This window comes from Cobetia sp. cqz5-12, assembly GCF_016495405.1.
Taxonomy (GTDB): Bacteria; Pseudomonadota; Gammaproteobacteria; order Pseudomonadales; family Halomonadaceae; genus Cobetia.
Window position 1 is genome coordinate 1,052,118 of the sequence record NZ_CP044522.1, and the last position, 17,368, is coordinate 1,069,485.

Annotated in this window: 14 protein-coding genes; 10 read left to right on the plus strand and 4 right to left on the minus strand. The window is 65.1% G+C overall.

The features are described from left to right. Positions 1-166 precede the first annotated feature (166 nt). Positions 167-1,810, minus strand: coding sequence for an electron transfer flavoprotein-ubiquinone oxidoreductase (locus F8A90_RS04510; protein ID WP_200019195.1), 1,644 nt, complete (start codon positions 1,808-1,810; stop codon positions 167-169). 593 nt (positions 1,811-2,403) lie between these two features. On the opposite strand from F8A90_RS04510, the gene F8A90_RS04515 reads away from it, so the two are divergent. The 8 genes from F8A90_RS04515 (at position 2,404) to F8A90_RS04550 (ending at position 9,992) form a co-directional block, all read left to right on the plus strand. Continuing rightward, positions 2,404-3,156 (plus strand): electron transfer flavoprotein subunit beta/FixA family protein, encoded by a 753-nt coding sequence (locus F8A90_RS04515; RefSeq protein WP_166019293.1) that lies wholly within the window; start codon positions 2,404-2,406, stop codon positions 3,154-3,156. Then, the gene (locus F8A90_RS04520) at positions 3,153-4,079 is read left to right on the plus strand and encodes an electron transfer flavoprotein subunit alpha/FixB family protein (protein WP_200019196.1); all 927 of its coding nucleotides are present in this window, start codon (positions 3,153-3,155) and stop codon (positions 4,077-4,079) included. Before F8A90_RS04515 ends, F8A90_RS04520 begins: the two co-directional genes overlap by 4 nt. Positions 4,080-4,397: 318 nt before the next feature. Next, positions 4,398-5,309, plus strand: a complete 912-nt coding sequence (locus F8A90_RS04525; protein ID WP_233593444.1) for a DUF3450 domain-containing protein — start codon at positions 4,398-4,400, stop codon at positions 5,307-5,309. Beyond that, positions 5,309-6,760 carry a MotA/TolQ/ExbB proton channel family protein gene (locus tag F8A90_RS04530; protein WP_200019197.1) on the plus strand — a complete coding sequence of 484 codons (1,452 nt, stop codon included), beginning with the start codon at positions 5,309-5,311 and terminating at the stop codon, positions 6,758-6,760. Before F8A90_RS04525 ends, F8A90_RS04530 begins: the two co-directional genes overlap by 1 nt. Next, positions 6,753-7,376, plus strand: a complete 624-nt coding sequence (locus F8A90_RS04535; protein WP_082388107.1) for a MotA/TolQ/ExbB proton channel family protein — start codon at positions 6,753-6,755, stop codon at positions 7,374-7,376. The genes F8A90_RS04530 and F8A90_RS04535 overlap by 8 nt, the downstream gene beginning before the upstream one ends. Next, a complete protein-coding gene (locus F8A90_RS04540) occupies positions 7,369-7,767 on the plus strand; it encodes an ExbD/TolR family protein (RefSeq protein WP_043331884.1) in 399 nt (132 codons plus the stop codon). The genes F8A90_RS04535 and F8A90_RS04540 overlap by 8 nt, the downstream gene beginning before the upstream one ends. A 1-nt stretch (position 7,768) precedes the next feature. Beyond that, positions 7,769-8,563, plus strand: a complete 795-nt coding sequence (locus F8A90_RS04545) for an energy transducer TonB (protein ID WP_200019198.1) — start codon at positions 7,769-7,771, stop codon at positions 8,561-8,563. Between the two features lie 133 nt (positions 8,564-8,696). Next, complete coding sequence (locus tag F8A90_RS04550; protein WP_200019199.1) at positions 8,697-9,992, plus strand: hypothetical protein; 1,296 nt, start codon at positions 8,697-8,699, stop codon at positions 9,990-9,992. Between the two features lie 125 nt (positions 9,993-10,117). Here F8A90_RS04550 and xthA read toward each other — a convergent pair whose 3' ends face one another. Together xthA and F8A90_RS04560 are read right to left on the minus strand one after the other, a co-directional pair. Next, the gene (xthA, locus tag F8A90_RS04555) at positions 10,118-10,930 is read right to left on the minus strand and encodes an exodeoxyribonuclease III (protein WP_200019200.1); all 813 of its coding nucleotides are present in this window, start codon (positions 10,928-10,930) and stop codon (positions 10,118-10,120) included. Then, on the minus strand, positions 10,930-11,196 hold the full coding sequence (locus F8A90_RS04560; RefSeq protein ID WP_200019201.1) for a hypothetical protein: 267 nt from the start codon (positions 11,194-11,196) through the stop codon (positions 10,930-10,932). Before F8A90_RS04560 ends, xthA begins: the two co-directional genes overlap by 1 nt. Positions 11,197-12,220: 1,024 nt before the next feature. Between F8A90_RS04560 and F8A90_RS04565 the strand changes: the two genes are divergently transcribed. Then, positions 12,221-13,525 (plus strand): DEAD/DEAH box helicase, encoded by a 1,305-nt coding sequence (locus F8A90_RS04565; protein ID WP_131431459.1) that lies wholly within the window; start codon positions 12,221-12,223, stop codon positions 13,523-13,525. A 217-nt stretch (positions 13,526-13,742) separates the two neighbouring features. Then, the gene (dinG, locus tag F8A90_RS04570; protein WP_200019202.1) at positions 13,743-15,881 is read left to right on the plus strand and encodes an ATP-dependent DNA helicase DinG; all 2,139 of its coding nucleotides are present in this window, start codon (positions 13,743-13,745) and stop codon (positions 15,879-15,881) included. Positions 15,882-16,030: 149 nt separating this feature from the next. Here dinG and F8A90_RS04575 read toward each other — a convergent pair whose 3' ends face one another. Next, positions 16,031-17,119, minus strand: a complete 1,089-nt coding sequence (locus F8A90_RS04575; RefSeq protein WP_043331875.1) for a 3-deoxy-7-phosphoheptulonate synthase — start codon at positions 17,117-17,119, stop codon at positions 16,031-16,033. Positions 17,120-17,368 lie beyond the last annotated feature (249 nt).

The following is a 17,368-nucleotide window of genomic DNA, read 5'->3' on the forward strand; positions in this document are numbered from 1 at the left end:
GTTATATCAACAATCGTTTTGAGATTGTTTTGGAATAACACAAGAAGCGCCCACGGGGCGCAAGGCGTCTGCAGGCGCTGCGCTGAGGGATGAGAGAGAAGGCAGACACGACAACGCCGCCACGGCAGGGCCGTGGCGGCGTTGTCAGCTGGTGGGGAGCAGGGGCTTACATGTTGGGGTAGTTGGGGCCACCGCCGCCTTCCGGTGCGACCCAGGTGATGTTCTGCGCCGGGTCCTTGATGTCACAGGTCTTGCAGTGCACGCAGTTCTGGAAATTGATCTGGAACTGCGGCTCACCGGCTTCCTCGACGATCTCGTAGACACCGGCCGGACAGTAGCGTTGGGCAGGCTCGGCATAGCGCGGCAGGTTGTCACGCACCGGCAGATCCGGGTCGGACAGGCGCAGGTGACACGGCTGGTCTTCCTCGTGGTTGGTGTTGGAGAGGAACACCGAGGACAGCTTGTCGAAGGACAGCTTGCCGTCCGGCTTGGGGTACTCGATCTTCGTGCACTCAGCCGCCGGGCGCATGCGCGCGTAATCCGGCGTGGTGTCATGCAGGGTCGGCAGGCGGCCGCCCGTCAGCTGGTCGAGGAAGTTGTAGGCGCCTCCCAGGAAGGTGCCGTACTTGTGCATGGCCGGGCCGAAGCTGCGCGAGGCGTCCAGCTCCTCATAGGCCCAGCTGTCCTTGAAGCGCTTGCCGAAGTCGACCAGGTCTTCACCGCCTTCGTCTCCGTTCTTGATGGCGTCGAACACGCTTTCCGCCGCCAGCATGCCGGACTTCATCGCGGTGTGCAGACCCTTGATCTTGGCGAAGTTGAGGGTGCCGGCGTCACAGCCGATCAGCAGGCCGCCCGGGAAGCTCATCTTGGGCAGGCAGTTGAGGCCGCCCTTGGCGATGGCACGCGCCCCGTAGGAGACACGCTTGCCGCCCTCGAGATGGCGGGCCAGAGTCGGGTGCTGCTTCATGCGCTGGAATTCATCGAAGGGCGACAGGTACGGATTGTCGTAGGCGAGATCGACGATCAGTCCCACCACCACCTGCTGGTCATCGGTGTGGTAGAGGAAGAAACCGCCTTCGGCGTTGCCCTTGAGCGGCCAGCCGCTGCCGTGTACCACCAGCCCCGGCTGGTGCTGTTCGGCGGGCACATCCCACAGCTCCTTCAAGCCGATGCCGTAGTGCTGGGCATCCGCCTCGCTGTCGAGGGAGAAGCGCGAGATCAGTTGCTTGCCCAGGTGGCCACGGCAACCCTCGGCGAACAGGGTGTACTTGCCGCGCAGCTCCATGCCCGGCATATGACCATCCTTCTCGCTGCCATCGGCGGCCACGCCCATGTCACCGACCACGATGCCGCGCACCGTGCCATCCTCGCCATGCAGCACTTCCTGGGCGGCGAAGCCCGGGAAGATCTCGACGCCCAGCTCCTCGGCCTGTTCGCCCAGCCAGCGCGTCAGGTTGCCGGCGCTGATGATGTAGTTGCCATCGTTGTGCATGGTCCTGGGGACCAGCGCATTGGGAATGACCTGCGCTTTCTGGTCCTCCTTGAGCAGCACGACTTCGTCACGGGTGACGGCCGTCTTGAGCGGTGCACCGCGCTCGGCCCAGTCGGGGAACAGCTCGGTCAGTGCACGCGGTTCGAGCACGGCGCCGGACAGGATGTGCGCGCCGACTTCAGAACCTTTCTCGACCACGCAGACCGTCAGCTCCTGCTCGGCCGCATTGGCCTGCTGCATCAGCCGGCAGGCCGCCGCCAGGCCGGAAGGGCCGGCACCGACGATGACCACGTCGAAATCCATGAATTCGCGTTCCATGACCCGTCTCCTCAATCTTTGCGCCGTCAGGGCCCCGCGGATCCGGCGGGGCGGGCGTGTCACGAACGGCCACGGCCGTTCGCTGGGCAGTGAACCTCCGGCGCGGCGTGCGTCAGGGCACGACTCGCCGGAGTGAAAATAGGGGTGCGACTCACGCTGGCTCGCCATGTCCTGCACGGACGATCGGCCGCTCGACACAAGGCGCTGGCGCGAAGCAGCCGCATAGCATGCCGCAACAGTAGCATTTAAAACGACCGTTTGTTTATTATGCTTGGGTCTGACGTAATAGCCACCGGGGACGTTGCAGGAAATCGCCCTGTGGGTTTCACGCTCGGGCGTGTTGAGAGTGATTGTCAGGTTTGACCCCGGCAGCCAATTCTGCGCAAGATGCCCGCATGAGAATGGCGGCTCCCGGACAGTGAAAACCACGCCGGTCTGGCTGACTTCATCCGTCGGGTGCCAGCGGATATCGTGGCGAGACACTTGTCATCACGGTCATCTGTGGAAGATATTCACCTATCAAACGCTTGCATGAATCGAGCGCTGGCGGCCTCACGGTCACTGGTACTCCATGAGAAATCAGCGAGGACACCATGAAAGTACTCGTCGCGGTGAAACGCGTCATCGATTACAACGTCAAGATTCGCGTCAAGGCTGACCAGTCTGACGTCGATCTGACCAACGTCAAGATGGCCATGAACCCCTTCTGCGAGATCGCCGTCGAAGAAGCGGTGCGTCTGAAGGAAAAAGGCGTGGCGACCGAAGTCGTGGCCGTCACCATCGGCCCGAAGGCCGCCCAGGAACAGCTGCGTACCGCGCTGGCGCTGGGTGCCGATCGCGCCGTGCAGGTGATGACCGATGATGCCGTCGACTCGCTGGGCGTGGCCAAACTGCTGGCCAAGGTGGTCGAGGAAGAACAGCCCGGCCTGGTGATTCTCGGCAAGCAGTCCATCGATGCCGACAACAACCAGACCGGTCAGATGCTGGCGGCACTCACCGGCATGGGGCAGGGGACCTTCGCCTCCGAGGTGGTCGTCGATGGCGAGAGCGTCAACGTCACTCGCGAGATCGATGGCGGTCTGCAGACCGTCAAGCTGAACCTGCCGGCGGTGGTCACCACTGACCTGCGCCTGAATGAGCCGCGCTACGCCAAGCTGCCGGACATCATGAAGGCCAAGAAGAAGCCGCTGGACGTCAAGACGCCGGAAGAGCTGGGTGTCTCCACGGCTTCCAAGGTGTCACTGGTCAAGGTCACGCCGCCGGCCGAGCGTCAGGGCGGTATCAAGGTCGGCTCCGTCGATGAGCTGGTGGACAAACTCAAGAACGAAGCAAAGGTGATCTCATGAGCATTCTCGTCATTGCCGATCATCATGATGGCCAGCTGACCGGCAGCACCGCGAGTGTCGTGGCAGCCGCAACCGCCATCGGGGGCGATATCGACGTGCTGGTCGCCGGTGAGGGCGTAGGCGCCGTCGCCGAGCAGGCCGCCAGGCTTGCCGGCATCGCGCGTGTGCGTGTCGCCGACAATGCCGTCTACGCCCATCAGCTGGCCGAGAACCTGTCGGCACTGGTCGTGGCGCTGGCCGATGACTACAGCCACGTGCTGTCCAGTGCCTCCACTACTGCCAAGAACTTCATGCCGCGTGTCGCGGCACTGAAGGACGTGGCGCAGATCTCCGAGATCATCGCCGTCGAGAGCGCCGATACCTTCCAGCGCCCGATCTACGCCGGTAACGCCATCGCCACCGTCAAGAGTGACGATGTGCTCAAGGTCATCACCGTGCGTGCCACCGGCTTCGATCCGGTCGCGCTCGACGGACAGGCGGCTATCGAGGCCGTGGACGTGGTCGAGGATGCAGGCGTCTCGAGCTTCGTCGAGGAAACCCTGGCCGAAAGCGAGCGCCCTGAGCTTGGCTCCGCCAAGGTGGTGATCTCCGGTGGCCGCGGCATGGGCAACGGTGAGAACTTCGCGCTGCTCAACGGTATCGCCGACAAGCTGGGCGCCGCCATCGGTGCTTCACGCGCTGCCGTCGATGCCGGCTTCGTGCCCAACGACATGCAGGTCGGCCAGACCGGCAAGATCGTCGCGCCGGATCTTTACATCGCCGTCGGCATCTCCGGCGCGATCCAGCACCTGGCGGGCATGAAGGACTCCAAGGTCATCGTCGCGATCAACAAGGACGACGAAGCGCCGATCTTCCAGGTCGCGGATTACGGCCTGGTCGGGGATCTGTTCGAGGTACTGCCGGAGCTGGAAGGCAAGCTCTGAGCAACGCCCCGCAAGGCTGAGGCCGAGACACCGCTAGGTGGCCTGGCCAATCAACGCGACCCGCTTCGGCGGGTCGCGTTTTTTTGTGTCTGCGGACAATGGCTGGGGAGGTCAGGGGTGAGCGCTTCAGGAGAAAGTGCAACGCTGCATTGCAGGTTTCAGAGCCTGATGAGGGGGCAGGGCGAGGCAAGATCAATTGATAATTGTTCTTGTTTGTAATACCGTCCATGCCAGTGATTTGCATTTCCACTCGGAAGCCACTAGCGGCCTGGCAGGCGACCGAGGATGCAACCAAGCCTAGTTCTTCAGGAGATGTCCGTGCGGCGTTCGACTTCTTTCCCCCTCCCGTGCGTGCGAGCCCTCGGTGGCCTGCTCCCGGCGCTGGTGCTGCTTGCACCGCTGACAGCCGCCGCATTGCCGGCGCATGCCGAGACACTGCGTGACAGTGCCGCCACTCATCAGGAAACCCAGCGTGAGCTGCAGGCGCGCATCGACGCCGCCGATGACGAGACGCGTGCGCTGCTGGTGCGCCTACGCGAAGCGCGTCAGGAAGCCGCGCGTCTGGAAAGCTATACCGCGGAACTGACGCCGCTGAATGCTGACCGCGCGGCGCGTATCGAGCGCCAGCGCACGGCGCTGGAGAATCTCGAGGCCACGCGTGAGTCGCTGCCGGGCCTGCTGCGTCAGCAGGTCGAGGAGCTTGAGGACTTCATCGAGCAGGACCTGCCGTTTCTCAAGGACGAGCGCCTCGCGCGCGTCCAGCGTCTGCGTGACAACCTTTCCAATGCCAGCCTGAGCAATGACGAGCGCCTCGATCAACTGCTCAACGCCTGGCAGCAGGAGCTGAGCTACGGTCAGGGCTTCGATACCTGGCGCGCAGGGCTTGTCGGCGGAGAAGACACCGAGGTGCAGTATCTGCGTGTCGGCCGCGTCGGTCTCTATTACCTGACGCTGGATGGTCAGCATGGCGGCGCCTGGCAGGCCAGAAATGGCAGCTGGCAGGTGCTGGATGACAGTGGCCTGGAGGCGCTGCGCAAGGGCATCAGCATGGCGCGTGACCAGCAGGCACCGTCACTGGTGACTCTGCCGCTGTCGGTGCCGGTCGAGGACGTCGAGCTGGCGCCGAAGGGGCGCCTGACGCAGTCCGCGCTCAAGAGCGCCGATCAGGCTGCCGCGGCAGTCACCAGCACACGCACCACCACTACTCGTACCGCGCAGGAGTCCAGCTGATGGCGACGAATTCACAAGCGCCACGTGCGTCTCTGTCACGCCTGTTGCTGACGGCCGGCACCCTGGGGCTGCTGACGTTGTCATCTCCCGCCCTGCTGGCGGCGACCGGCAGTGCCGAGCAGTCATTGAGCGTCGAGCAGTTCGAACAGGCGGCCAGTCAGGCCGAAAGCCGCGACCAGGTGCGTCTCGACGCCCTGTTGTCGGATCGCGAGGCACTGCAAGCGGCGGTCAGCGAGGCCGAGGCGCGGCGTGACAGCCTGCGCGAGACGCGCGCGACCCTCGAGGCCGAAGCGCAGGAGCAACAGGCGACTCTCAGCGGTCTGGATGAAGAGCGTCAGGCCCAGCAGGGCGATCTCGGTCAGGTCTTCGAGGTGGCGCGCAAGCATGCCCGCGAGACGCGTGAGGCGCTGGCGGGCAACTGGCTGCTGGTCGGCGGTCAGGCGCGTCTGCCGGACCTGGGGCCGCGTGATGAGGTGCCGGGCCGCGAGCGTCTCGCCGCCCTGACCGCGGACATTCGCAGCATCGCCACCGAAAGCGGTCGCGCGCTGCGCTTCCAGGCGCCGCTGGCCGGGCCGGATGGCAGCATCAAGCCACGTGAGATCGTGCGCGTCGGCGAGCAGATGGCCTTCAGTGGTCACCACCTGCTGGCACCGCTGTCGGAAGACAAGGCCGTGGATGGCCCCTCGGCGCTGGAAACTCTCGGTCTTGCAGGCACCACGCCGCTGCGCATTCGCAAGCAGCTGGCGGCCTTCGATGCCGGTGACAGTGATCGCCTGAGCTTCGACCCCACCGGTGGCGATGTCACCCAGGCGCTGGCGCGGGCGCCACGTCTCGGTGAACGCCTCAAGCAGGGCGGTGCCGTCGGTTACGTCATCGTCGGCCTGGGCGTGCTGGGCCTGATCATCGCGCTGATCCAGCTGGTGCGCCTGTCGCTGACCCGTCGTGCGGTAAAGCGTCAGGAGGCCGACTTGAGCCAGCTCCGCGATGACAACCCGTTGGGTCGTGTACTGCATCGTTTTGAAGGCATGCGCCACGACCACGAGCCGGAAGCGCTTGAAGCCCGTCTCGACGAGGCGTTGCTGGCAGAGCAGCCCAAACTCGAACGCGGCCAGGCACTGGTCAAGCTGCTGGCTGCCATCGCGCCGTTGCTGGGGCTGCTGGGTACCGTGACCGGCATGATCGGCACCTTCCAGTCGATCACCGTCTTCGGTACCGGCGACCCGAAATTGATGGCCGGCGGTATCTCCCAGGCGCTGGTGACCACCGTGCTGGGTCTGGTGACCGCCGTGCCGCTGCTGTTCGCCCAGACCGGGCTTTCCAGTCTGTCCAAGGGCCTGATGGGCCGCCTCGAGGGCCGTGCCAGTGCACGTCTGGCCGACCACCTCGAGAAGCGCGCTCCGAGCAAGGCTGCCAGCGCGGCGGCGCGTCAGCGGGATACCGAGCATGCCTGATTCGTTGGCCGCCTCTTCCTTGCTGAGCGGTGGCTTCGCGCCAGTGATGCGGCTGGTGGAAAGCGGTGGCCCGCTGATCGTGGTGATCTGCCTGATCGCCATGGTGCTGTTCGGGCTGGCGCTGGAACGCGGCCTCTACTGGCGGCTTGTGCACCGTCCGGCGCGTCAGCAGTTGATCCATGACTGGGTGGCGCGCAGCGAGCACCACAGCTGGTCGGCGCTCACCCATCGTGAAGTACTGACCCGTGAGCTACTGTCACGTCTGCGCGCGCCGCTGCCGTGGCTCAAGCTGCTGGTGCTGATCTGCCCGCTGGCAGGCCTGTTGGGCACCGTGACCGGCATGATCCATGTCTTCGATTCGCTGGCGATCGCCGGCACCGGCCAGGCGCGTGCCATGGCCGACGGTGTGGCTCGCGCCACGCTGCCGACGCTGGCCGGCATGGCGGTCGCGGTGGTGGGCCTGATGTTCGTCACGCGTTTCGAGCGCGTGGTGCGTCGTGAAGACCAGCGCCTGCACGACCGTCTGGCGCGCGCCGTCGACGATGCACGTTCCGGCATGTCCGCTGCGAACGGCTTTGATTCCTCCTCTGATACAAGCGAGACACCACATGCGTAGACGTCGCATGGAGGCCGCGGAAGACAGCGGCGAGATCAATCTGACGCCGATGCTGGATGTCGTCTTCATCATGCTGATCTTCTTCATCGTCACCACCAGCTTCGTCAAGGAGTCCGGGGTCGAGATCCAGCGTCCGGAAGCCTCCAATGCCACGGCGCGCCCCGATGCGGCGGTCATGGTCGCCATCACCGCCGAGGGCGCGGTGTGGGTCGACGGCAAGCCGGTGGATGCCCATCGCGTCGGCGACGCCGTGGCCGACCTTGCCGATGGTCAGCCGGTGGTGATTCAGGCCGACAGCCGCTCACAGACCGGCCTGCTGGTCGAGACGATGGATGCGCTGCGCAATGCGGGTGTGCAGGACATCGCGGTCGCCGCCTCGAAGGGCGAATGACATGACGCGACGCCTGTATGCCAATCGACTCGTCGGGCTTGTCGGCGGCGCCTTGCTGGCGCTGGTGCTGTTCTATGCGCTGGCCTTGCTGGTCGCGCCGCCGGTGAACGACACGCCGCCACCGGAGCCTCTGTCGGTCTCCACCGTCCAGGCACCTGAAGAGGCACCGCAGCCCGCACCCGCGGCGAGTGAAAGTCTGCCGACACCGCCTGCCGAGCCACCGCCGCCACCCAAGGCAGCCCCGATGCCGGCGCCCAAGGCGACAAGCCCGGTGGCGATTCCGGAGGTCAAGACGCCATTGCCGCCGACGCCAGAGCTGACCATGGATGACAGCCTGCCGCCGCTGGAAGTCGAGCGTCCGCCCAAACCGACCCCCAAGCCGAAACCGACGCCCAAGCCTGCACCCAAGGCCAAGCCGGAACCCAAGGCGGTCGCCAGCCAGGCCGAGGCCGCTTCATCGGCGCAGTCGGCGTCTGACACGTCATCACAGGTCGCGGCGAAGCCGTCAAAGCCCAGGGCAGCCCCGGCGGCGCAGGGTGGTTCACCGCGGCCCACCGTACGCACCGCGCCCGAATATCCGAGTCGCGCGCGTCGCCGCGGTATCGAGGGCTTCGTCGAGGTGGCCTTCGTGATTCGTCCGGATGGCAATGTCGATGGCGGCTCGCTGCGAGTGGTGCGTGCCGAGCCGTCGGGCGTGTTCGATCGGGCGGCGATGAAGGCGATCGCGCGCTGGGAATTCCCGGCCGCGGGCAATGCGCGTCAGGCGCGCCAGCGGCTCGAGTTCCAGTTGCGTTGAGGCAACCCATGACCCCATGGCGCGGACTTTCATCGGGTGTCTGATGTGTGTCATATGTCGTCATCTCCGAGGCCGTGGACTTATCGGCAATGCGCCGGGTCATGGCAGCGGATGAACGCAAGAGGAAAGACTCATGGTAGCGAAATCCACACCGCCGCAGGACGCCGACAGCGCTGAGCGATCGCGAGGCCTGATGGCCCGGGCGCGCCAGCTGCTGACACGCGGCGGGCGCCGACTCACCCGCGTGACACTGGTCTCGACCTGTCTGATGCTGATGATGGAAGTCGGTGGCATCAGTGCGGCCCATGCGGCGACGCGCGTCTCCGCCGAAGTGGCGGGGCAGTTGCGCACGCTGCAATCACGGCTGGATGAAGGCGATTATGACGCGGTCGGTGAGCGCGCCGAGCGTGAGGCCAAGCGCCAGCGCGGCGAGGTGCGCGCGCTGTATCTGTCATTGGCGGCCAGTGCCCGTGCACGCCAGGGCGATCAGGCCCAGGCGGCACGCTTGTATGCCGAGGCGCGTCGCTTGCCGGGAGTCAATGCCTCCCAGGCTCGCGAATGGCTGCGACGTGAAGCGATGCTGCGCCTGCGCGCCGGTGAGCGCGACAGCGGTATCGCTCGTCTGGCGGAGTATCTGCACGGTGGCTCGGCGAGTGCCGATGACCTGTGGCTGGCGGTCAGTCTGGAGGCCAATCGAGGTGACTGGGCGCGCGCCGAGGATTGGCTGGAGCGTGCCAGCAAGGCGAGTGCGCCGAGCGGCGATCGCTTGAAGCTGGCCGTCAGCGTCTATCAGCAGACCGGTCGCCATGGCGCGGCGGTGGCGCTGGTCGAGCAGGGGCTGGGCGAGTCACGTGACCCGCAGGACTGGCAGCGTGCCGTGGCGCTCTATCAGCGCCTCAACCAGAACACCCGCGCCGCCAGTACCTGGGAAGCGGCGTGGGCGGCGGGGATCGTCGGCGGCAGTGACGCCTACCAGCAGCGGGTCGACCTGCAGTTGGCGGCCGGTGCGCCGGCGCGGGCGGCGGAGCTGATCGAGGCGGGGCTTTCGAAATCCGCGACGCCTGAGGGGCAGCCGCTGCTTGAAGACACCCCGGCGCTGCGTCGCCAGCTGGCGCAGGCCTGGACGGCGGCGCGCGATGTCGAGCACGCGCTGAAGGCATGGGCAGCCGTCTCGCAGCAGAGCCAGTCGCTCGAGGATGCCCGGCAGTATGCCGAGCTTGCCTATGACTGGGGCCGCTGGGAAGCAGCGCAGCAGGCGCTGGCTGCGGCCGGTGAGCGTGGCGATGACTCGGCGCGTCATTGGCTGCTCTCCGGCGTGGTCGCCAGTCAGCTGGAGCAGTTCGACCCTGCGCGTGAAGCCTTCAAGAAGGCTCAGGCGCGTGGCGCTGAAGGGGCCGATGCCTGGCTGAAGTCCGTTGCTCAGCGCTGATGACGTGAGAGGCTGGCGATCCAGCGCTGTCTGAGCATCACTGCAACGCAAACGCCGCCTTTCCTGATCGTCCTGAGACGGGAAAGGCGGCGTTTGCGTGTCTGGCACTGGCGTTGCTCAGCGTATCAGCCGATATCGGTCCACACCGGGGCGTGATCCGACGGCTTTTCCATGCCGCGCAGTGCGTAGTCGACACCGGAATCCTTGATCAGCGGAGTCAGGCCGGGGCTGGTCATGATCAGATCGATGCGCAGGCCGCGCTTGGGCTCACGCTCGAAGCCGCGTGAGCGGTAGTCGAACCAGCTGAACTGGTCATCGACCTCCGGGTGCACGTGGCGGAAGCTGTCGGTCAGGCCCCAGGCATAGAGGCGCTCCATCCACTCGCGCTCGATGGGCTGGAAGCTGGTCTTGCCTTCGCGCAGCCAGCGCTTGCGGTTGGGCTCGCCGATGCCGATGTCGCGGTCGGTGGCCGAGATGTTGTAGTCGCCCATCACCACCACATGCTGCTCGGGCTGGTGGTCTTCTTCCAGCAGGCGGAACAGCTGCTGATAGAAGCGCGTCTTGTAGGGGAACTTCACCGGGTGCTCGATATTCTCGCCCTGGGGGAAGTAGCCGTTGTAGACGATCAGCGGCTCGCCGTTCGGGCCGTCGATCTCGACGCCGATCATGCGCTTCTGGGCATCCTCGTCGTCATCCGGCATGCCGTAGTGCACCTTCTTCGGCACCTGACGGGTCAGCATCGCGACGCCGTAGTGGCCCTTCTGGCCGTGCCACACCACGTGATAGCCCAGCGCCTCGATGTGCGCGTGGGGGAATTCACTGTCCTGCACCTTGGTTTCCTGCAGGCCAATGACTTCCGGCTGATGCGTCTCGATCAGCGCTTCCAGCTGATGCGGACGCGCACGGATGCCGTTGATGTTGAAGGAAATCAGGCGCATCACGCTTCGCCTCCACCATCATCCTTGGAGGAGCTGTCTTCCTTCGTCGGCGCATCAGGGTGCAGCGGCAACAGCGGCGCGGCGTTCATGCGCTCCAGCTTGGCGGCAGCCTGGGACTTGCGCTGGTCCTTCTTCTTGGCCACGTAACGCGGGCCGGAATGGACCTGGTCCGGGTTCTCGGCGCGCCACTTCTTGAAGTCCTTGCGGCGGCCGGTACGAATCTGCACCTTGTCGGCGATGGAGCGGCTCTTCTTTCTACGTGTCATCTTCGGGCTTTCCTGTTCGGTGTCGGCAGTCGCCAGCCTTGAGTCGCACGGCAAGGCCGCGGCACGCGGGCAACCGCATCAGTTGTCGGGCATTCTACCAGCCTGCATGGGGCGGGTGCCATGAGGGGCTCGTGGTGAGACGCATCGCGTGTCGTGCACGCGAGGATGTCTCGCGCCGAGAGCGTCATGATGCAGGGGCGCGAAGACGCCGGCGGGCTGGTACAATATGTCGGCGTTATCGTCGCTGCCCGCAGGTGAGGTGCGTGACTGGCCGCTTGAACCGGCGCCTTGTGTCTCATGCACGATGGCGAGTCGCCTACCCCTCGGGGCACGCTTCCCCTCACGCATGTCAGAGACAACGGCTTGCCGGACGCGCCAGTCTTGCTGCCATTGCCCGTGCCAGCGACATGCAATATGCAATATGCAATATGCAATATATGAGTGTTACCTGAATGACCCTGGCAGGTACGCCGCCCCGGCCCACACAGTAAGACAGATAGACAGACGGGCGGCGGCGAACTGTCCCGTGGCGTGGCCAAGGTTGCCCGGCAGCCTGATGCCCGCCCGATGAAGAAGTCCTTTCGACCGACACGCAGTATCGGCCGTCCTTGTGGCGACCCGTGAGCCTGTCCGTTGCGTGAGCCCGGCGATGACATGACCGGTGCCACGTGAGCAGACCCTCATGGCAGACGTCCGCTCCAGTCCCTTGCCGAACATTCGGGCAGGGGAGCGCTGGATGCGTGAATCCGTCAAGAACAGGTGAGAGCATTCGTGTCCTTCTGCACCCGAGGCCTGCGTGGCCTCGGAGACGCACACCCAGGGGGTGTCGCCGCAGAAGTGCAGGGAATGGCTCCCAATCCGGTAAAGGCGCATGCAGCCCGAGACTACCGCGCATCAGGCGCGAGTCAGGCGAACCAGGTGAGACGACTGGGCATGACGAACCAACCGGGTGTGGCCTGTCACGGCGAGATTCCGAGAACGACCCGCGCCTGTCGCATATGAACCCTTGAAAAGAACGGATTACATGAGCGAGACGGATCAGACCCAGCCAGCCGCTGAGCAGACTCAGCAAGAGCCGCAGGACCCGAACCAGAAGCCGAGAAAGCCCAAGCGTCGTCGTCGCAAGCCGCGTCGCTCCCAGTCCAAGTGGAACCTCGATCAGTTTCCGGTCGCGCCGGTCGCCGGTCAGTGGCGCTTCCATGATTTCGATCTGCCGCTGCCGCTGATGCGTGCCATCCAGAAGGCCGGCTTTGAATACTGCACCCCGATCCAGGCCCAGACCTTCGAGAAGGCGCTGCTGGGTGGTGACGTGGTCGGCCGTGCCCAGACCGGCAGCGGCAAGACCGCCGCCTTCCTGATCGCCACCCTGGCCTACTTCCTGGAAGAGAAGGCGCCGGAAGGCCAGAAGCCGGGCGCACCGCGTGCCGTCATCATCGCGCCGACCCGTGAGCTTGCGCTGCAGATCGAGAAGGACGCCAAGGCGTTCTCCGAATTCGCGCGCATCTCGGTGGCCTGCGTGGTGGGTGGCATGGACTACCAGAAGCAGCGTGAACGCCTCGAGCGCAAGGTCGACCTGCTGGTCGCCACGCCAGGCCGCCTGCTCGATTTTCACACCAAGCGCGATGTCGATCTCTCCGAGACCGAGGTGCTGGTGGTCGATGAAGCGGACCGCATGCTGTCGATGGGCTTCATTCCCGACGTCAAGCGCATCATCCGCGCCACACCGCGTCCCGAAGAGCGCCAGACGCTGCTGTTCTCCGCCGAGCTGTCTTCCGACGTGCTGGGGCTGGCCGAGCAGTGGACGCATGAGGCGACTCAGGTCGCGGTCGAGCACGAAGCGACGGCTGCCATCGCGGCGGACAACGACGCCGTGCAGACCTACACCGTGAGCGATGATGACAAGCTGCGTCTGCTGATCAATCTGGTGAAGCAGGGCGAGATGGAGCGCTCCGTGGTCTTCGGCAACAGCCGTGGGCTGGTGCGCAAGATCAACGCCGCGCTCAAGGAGGCCGGTATCGAGTCGGCGGTGATGTCCGGTGCCGAGACCCAGACCGAGCGCCTGGAAGCCCATGAGGCCTTCCGCAACGGCAAGCTCAAGGTGCTGGTGGTCAGCGATGTCGCCGGGCGTGGCTTCGCACTCGAGGACGCGACCCATGCGATCAACTTCACGCTGCCGGAAGTGCCGGAAGACTACGTCCACCGTGCAAGCTTCAGCGATGTGACCTTGATCAGCTTCGTCGGTGAGGAAGATGTCTTCTCACTGCCGGAAATCGAAGACTACCTGCAGGAAACGCTGCCGCGTCAGCAGCCACCCCAGGGCCTGCTGTAACGTCTGCTTGCCTCCGACCGGTCACAGAAAGGTGGCCGGTCGCGCAGGGCAGACGAGGTAGATGGCAGTAGCACGCAAAGACGGCGGACAGCTCAGGCTGTTCGCCGTCTTGCGCTCCATGACCCGCAGGTTTGACGACAAGCAGCCAGTCGCCAGTTGTTGTCGACCGGATGTCGTGGGTCAGGGGTGGATGGCCAGTTGAGGAGAGAGACACGCAATGCTGGAAGATAGCCTCAAGGGCGAGATTCAGGGCGCCTATCGCAAGTTGCTCGAGGGTCTTGAGCTGACGCCGCGTTACGGGCAGCGGCTGATGATCGCCGAGATCGCGCGCACCCTGGGCAACATCGAGCAGAATCCGGAAGGCTATCGCCTCGGCAACGAGCATGTCTGCGTGCTGGAGGCCGGTACCGGTACCGGCAAGACGCTGGCCTATCTGCTCTCCGCGCTGCCGGTGGCCAAGGCGCGTGGCAAGCGGCTGGTGGTCTCGACCGCGACCATCGCGCTGCAGGAGCAGGTCATGCATCAGGACCTGCCGGCGCTCAAGAAGCATTCGGGGCTGACCTTCGACTATGCGCTAGCCAAGGGGCGTCGCCGTTACCTGTGCGTGCAGAAGCTGGATCAGGCGCTGGAGGGTGTCGAGGACAACCCGACCATGGCGCTGTTCGAGCGCGACATGATCGCCAGCGACGGCGGCGGCTTCGTGGAGCTGGCCGGCAAGATGGCCGAGGACTATGCCAGCGGCGAGTGGGCAGGGGATCGCGACAGCTGGCCACTGCAGATCGAGGACCGCGACTGGGCGCGTCTGACCACCGACCATCGTCAATGCACCAATCGCCGCTGCAGCCACTTCTCGGCCTGCGCCTTCTTCCGGGCCCGTCGTCAGCTGGAGCAGGCCGATATCATCGTCGCCAACCATGACCTGGTGCTGGCGGATCTCTCGCTGGGTGGCGGGCTGGTGCTGCCATCGCCCAGTGACTGCATCTACGTCTTCGACGAGGCGCACCATCTGCCCGACAAGGCGCTGGATCACTTCCATCACCGTACGCCGATCAATCAGACGCTGCGCTGGCTGGGCAACCTCAAGAAGTCGCTCACCGAGCTGAATGTGGCGCTGGGCAGTCAGCCGACCATTGGCCGTCTGCTGGCGCGCATGCCCGAGTTGCTGGCGGATATCGAGCCGCGTCTGGGCGAGGTGTTCGGGCTGGGGCATCAGCTGGCGGATCTGCCCAATGGGGCTGGCGAGGACGTCACCAATCATCGCTTCGAGCGCGGTCAGGCACCGGAGGCGCTCAAGGAGCTGGGTCACAATCTGCTCAAGGGCTTCGCGGAACTGTCGCGGGCGCTGGAGCAGATCGCCGACATCCTGCGTGAGAGCCTGGACCCGGAGAAGGCCACCGGGCTGCCCAAGGAGAATGCCGAGGACTGGCTGCCGCTGGTGGCCCTGCTGCACGGGCGTGCGCTGGAAGCCCATGCGCTGTGGGAGGCCATCGGCCTGAGCGACCCTGCCGATGGGCCGCCGCATGCGCGCTGGCTTACCTTCGAGCGCTTCAATGGCGAGCCGGAGATGACTGTCTCGGCAAGCCCGGTGTCGGCCGCGGAAACGCTGGCGCGTCACCTGTGGGGCGCCTGTTTCGGCGCAGTGCTGACGTCCGCGACCCTGACGGCGCTCAATCGCTTCGAGCGCCTGCAGGAGCGCGCAGGCCTGGCCAATCGCTATCGCTATCAGCGTCTACCCAGCCCGTTCGATTATGGCAAGGCGGTGCTGGCCATTCCGCGCGAGGCGGTGGAGCCGTCGCCGCCTGGCCCGCATGAGCAGGCGATCGTCGACTTCGTCAATGCGCTGGATGTGCGCGAGGCGGTACTGGTGCTGTTCAGTTCACGCAAGCAGCTGGCGGCGGTCAACAAGGCGCTGGATGGCGAGACGCGCAAGCGGGTGCTGGCGCAGAGCCGTCTGCCCAAGCATGAGCTGCTGAGTCAGCACCGCAAGGCGGTGGATGGCGGGCGTGGCAGCATCATCTTCGGGCTGGCGAGCTTCGCCGAGGGCATCGACCTGCCCGGCAAGTATTTGACCCACGTGGTGATCACGCGGCTGCCGTTCGCGGTGCCGGATGACCCGGTCGGGGCGACGCTGGCGGAGTGGATCGAGTCGCGGGGCGGCAACCCGTTCATGCGTATCGCGGTGCCGGATGTCTCCATCAAGCTGGTACAGGCCTGTGGCCGCCTGATCCGCAAGGAGGCCGATGAAGGGCGTATCACGATTCTTGATCGACGTATCCTGACCAAGCGTTATGGTCAGCAGTTGATCGAGGCACTGCCGCCCTTCGTGCGCGAGATCGATGGCGTGCGTCAGAACTGATGGTTCAGAACTGATGGAGCAGGGCTGAACGGTCAGAGCTGGCCCGTCAGCTGTCGACCCAGCGGCCACAAAAAAGCCCCGCCAATCGGCGGGGCTTTTTCATTCATTCAATGCTGCCGGTCTGAAACCAATGCTCTTAGACTTCTGGCTCAGGCTTCGGCAGGCTGCTCGAGGCGAGCGCGCAGGGCGTCCTTGAGCTTGGCGTCCATGGTCTTGAAGGTGTCTTCGGTGGTCGCCCAGTCGATGCAGGCATCGGTGATGGAGACGCCGTATTCCATCTTGCTGCGGTCGGCATTGATCTTCTGCGCGCCCCAGTTGATGTGCGACTCGACCATCAGACCCATGATGGAGCGATTGCCCTCGAGGATCTGCTGGGTGACGTTTTCCAGCACCAGCGGCTGCAGGCCCGGGTCCTTGTTGGAGTTGGCGTGGGAGCAGTCGACCATCAGGTTGGCGGTGACGCCGGCCTTGGCCAGTTCCTGCTCGGCCAGCGCGACGCTGACGCTGTCGTAGTTCGGCTTGCCGTTGCCGCCACGCAGCACGACGTGACCGTAGGCGTTGCCGCGGGTGCGGATGATCGCGACCTGACCGGCCTGGTTGATGCCGAGGAAGTTGTGGCCGTGGGACACGGACTGCAGGGCGTTGACGGCGACATCCAGCGAGCCATCGGTGCCGTTCTTGAAGCCGACCGGGCACGACAGGCCAGAGGCCATCTCGCGGTGGGTCTGGGATTCGGTGGTGCGTGCGCCGATGGCGGACCAGCTGATGCAGTCCTGCAGGTACTGCGGGGAGATCGGGTCGAGGGCCTCGGTGGCCAGCGGCAGGCCCATCTCGGCCAGTTCGACCAGCAGGCCGCGCGCGATGTGCAGGCCTTCCTCGATCTCGAAGGTGTCATTGAGATGCGGGTCGTTGATCAGGCCTTTCCAGCCGACGGTGGTGCGCGGCTTCTCGAAGTAGACACGCATCACGATGTAGAGGCTGTCCTTCACTTCCTCGGCCAGCACCTTCAGGCGGCGCGCGTAGTCACGGGCGGCGTCCAGGTCATGGATGGAGCAGGGGCCGACCACGACCAGCAGGCGCGGGTCTTCACCGTCCAGAATGCGCTGGATGGTGCGACGGCCTTCGATGACGGTCTCTTCGGCCTTGGCGGTCAGCGGGATGTCCTGCTTGAGCGCTTCGGGGGTGATCAGCACGTCCTGTGACAGGACGTTGAGGTTGTTGACGTGTTGTTCTGACATGACAGTGTCCTGAGCGGTGTGCGGTCTGCATGGCTGCTAGCAGAGTCAGACGAGCGTCTTCGCGCCCGCCATCCGTGTTGTGCGTACTGAATGACGTCCATGGTATCTGCTGCATGCCGGCTTGTCAGCGTGCTTTGGTCAAATTTAATCAACTGTCAAGCTGAGTGGCGATGACTTGAAGCCCGTGGGTGTCAATGCGAGCGTAAATTGTAAAGAAATCGTTACGCTTTGACGTGTCAGCGTCGCCAA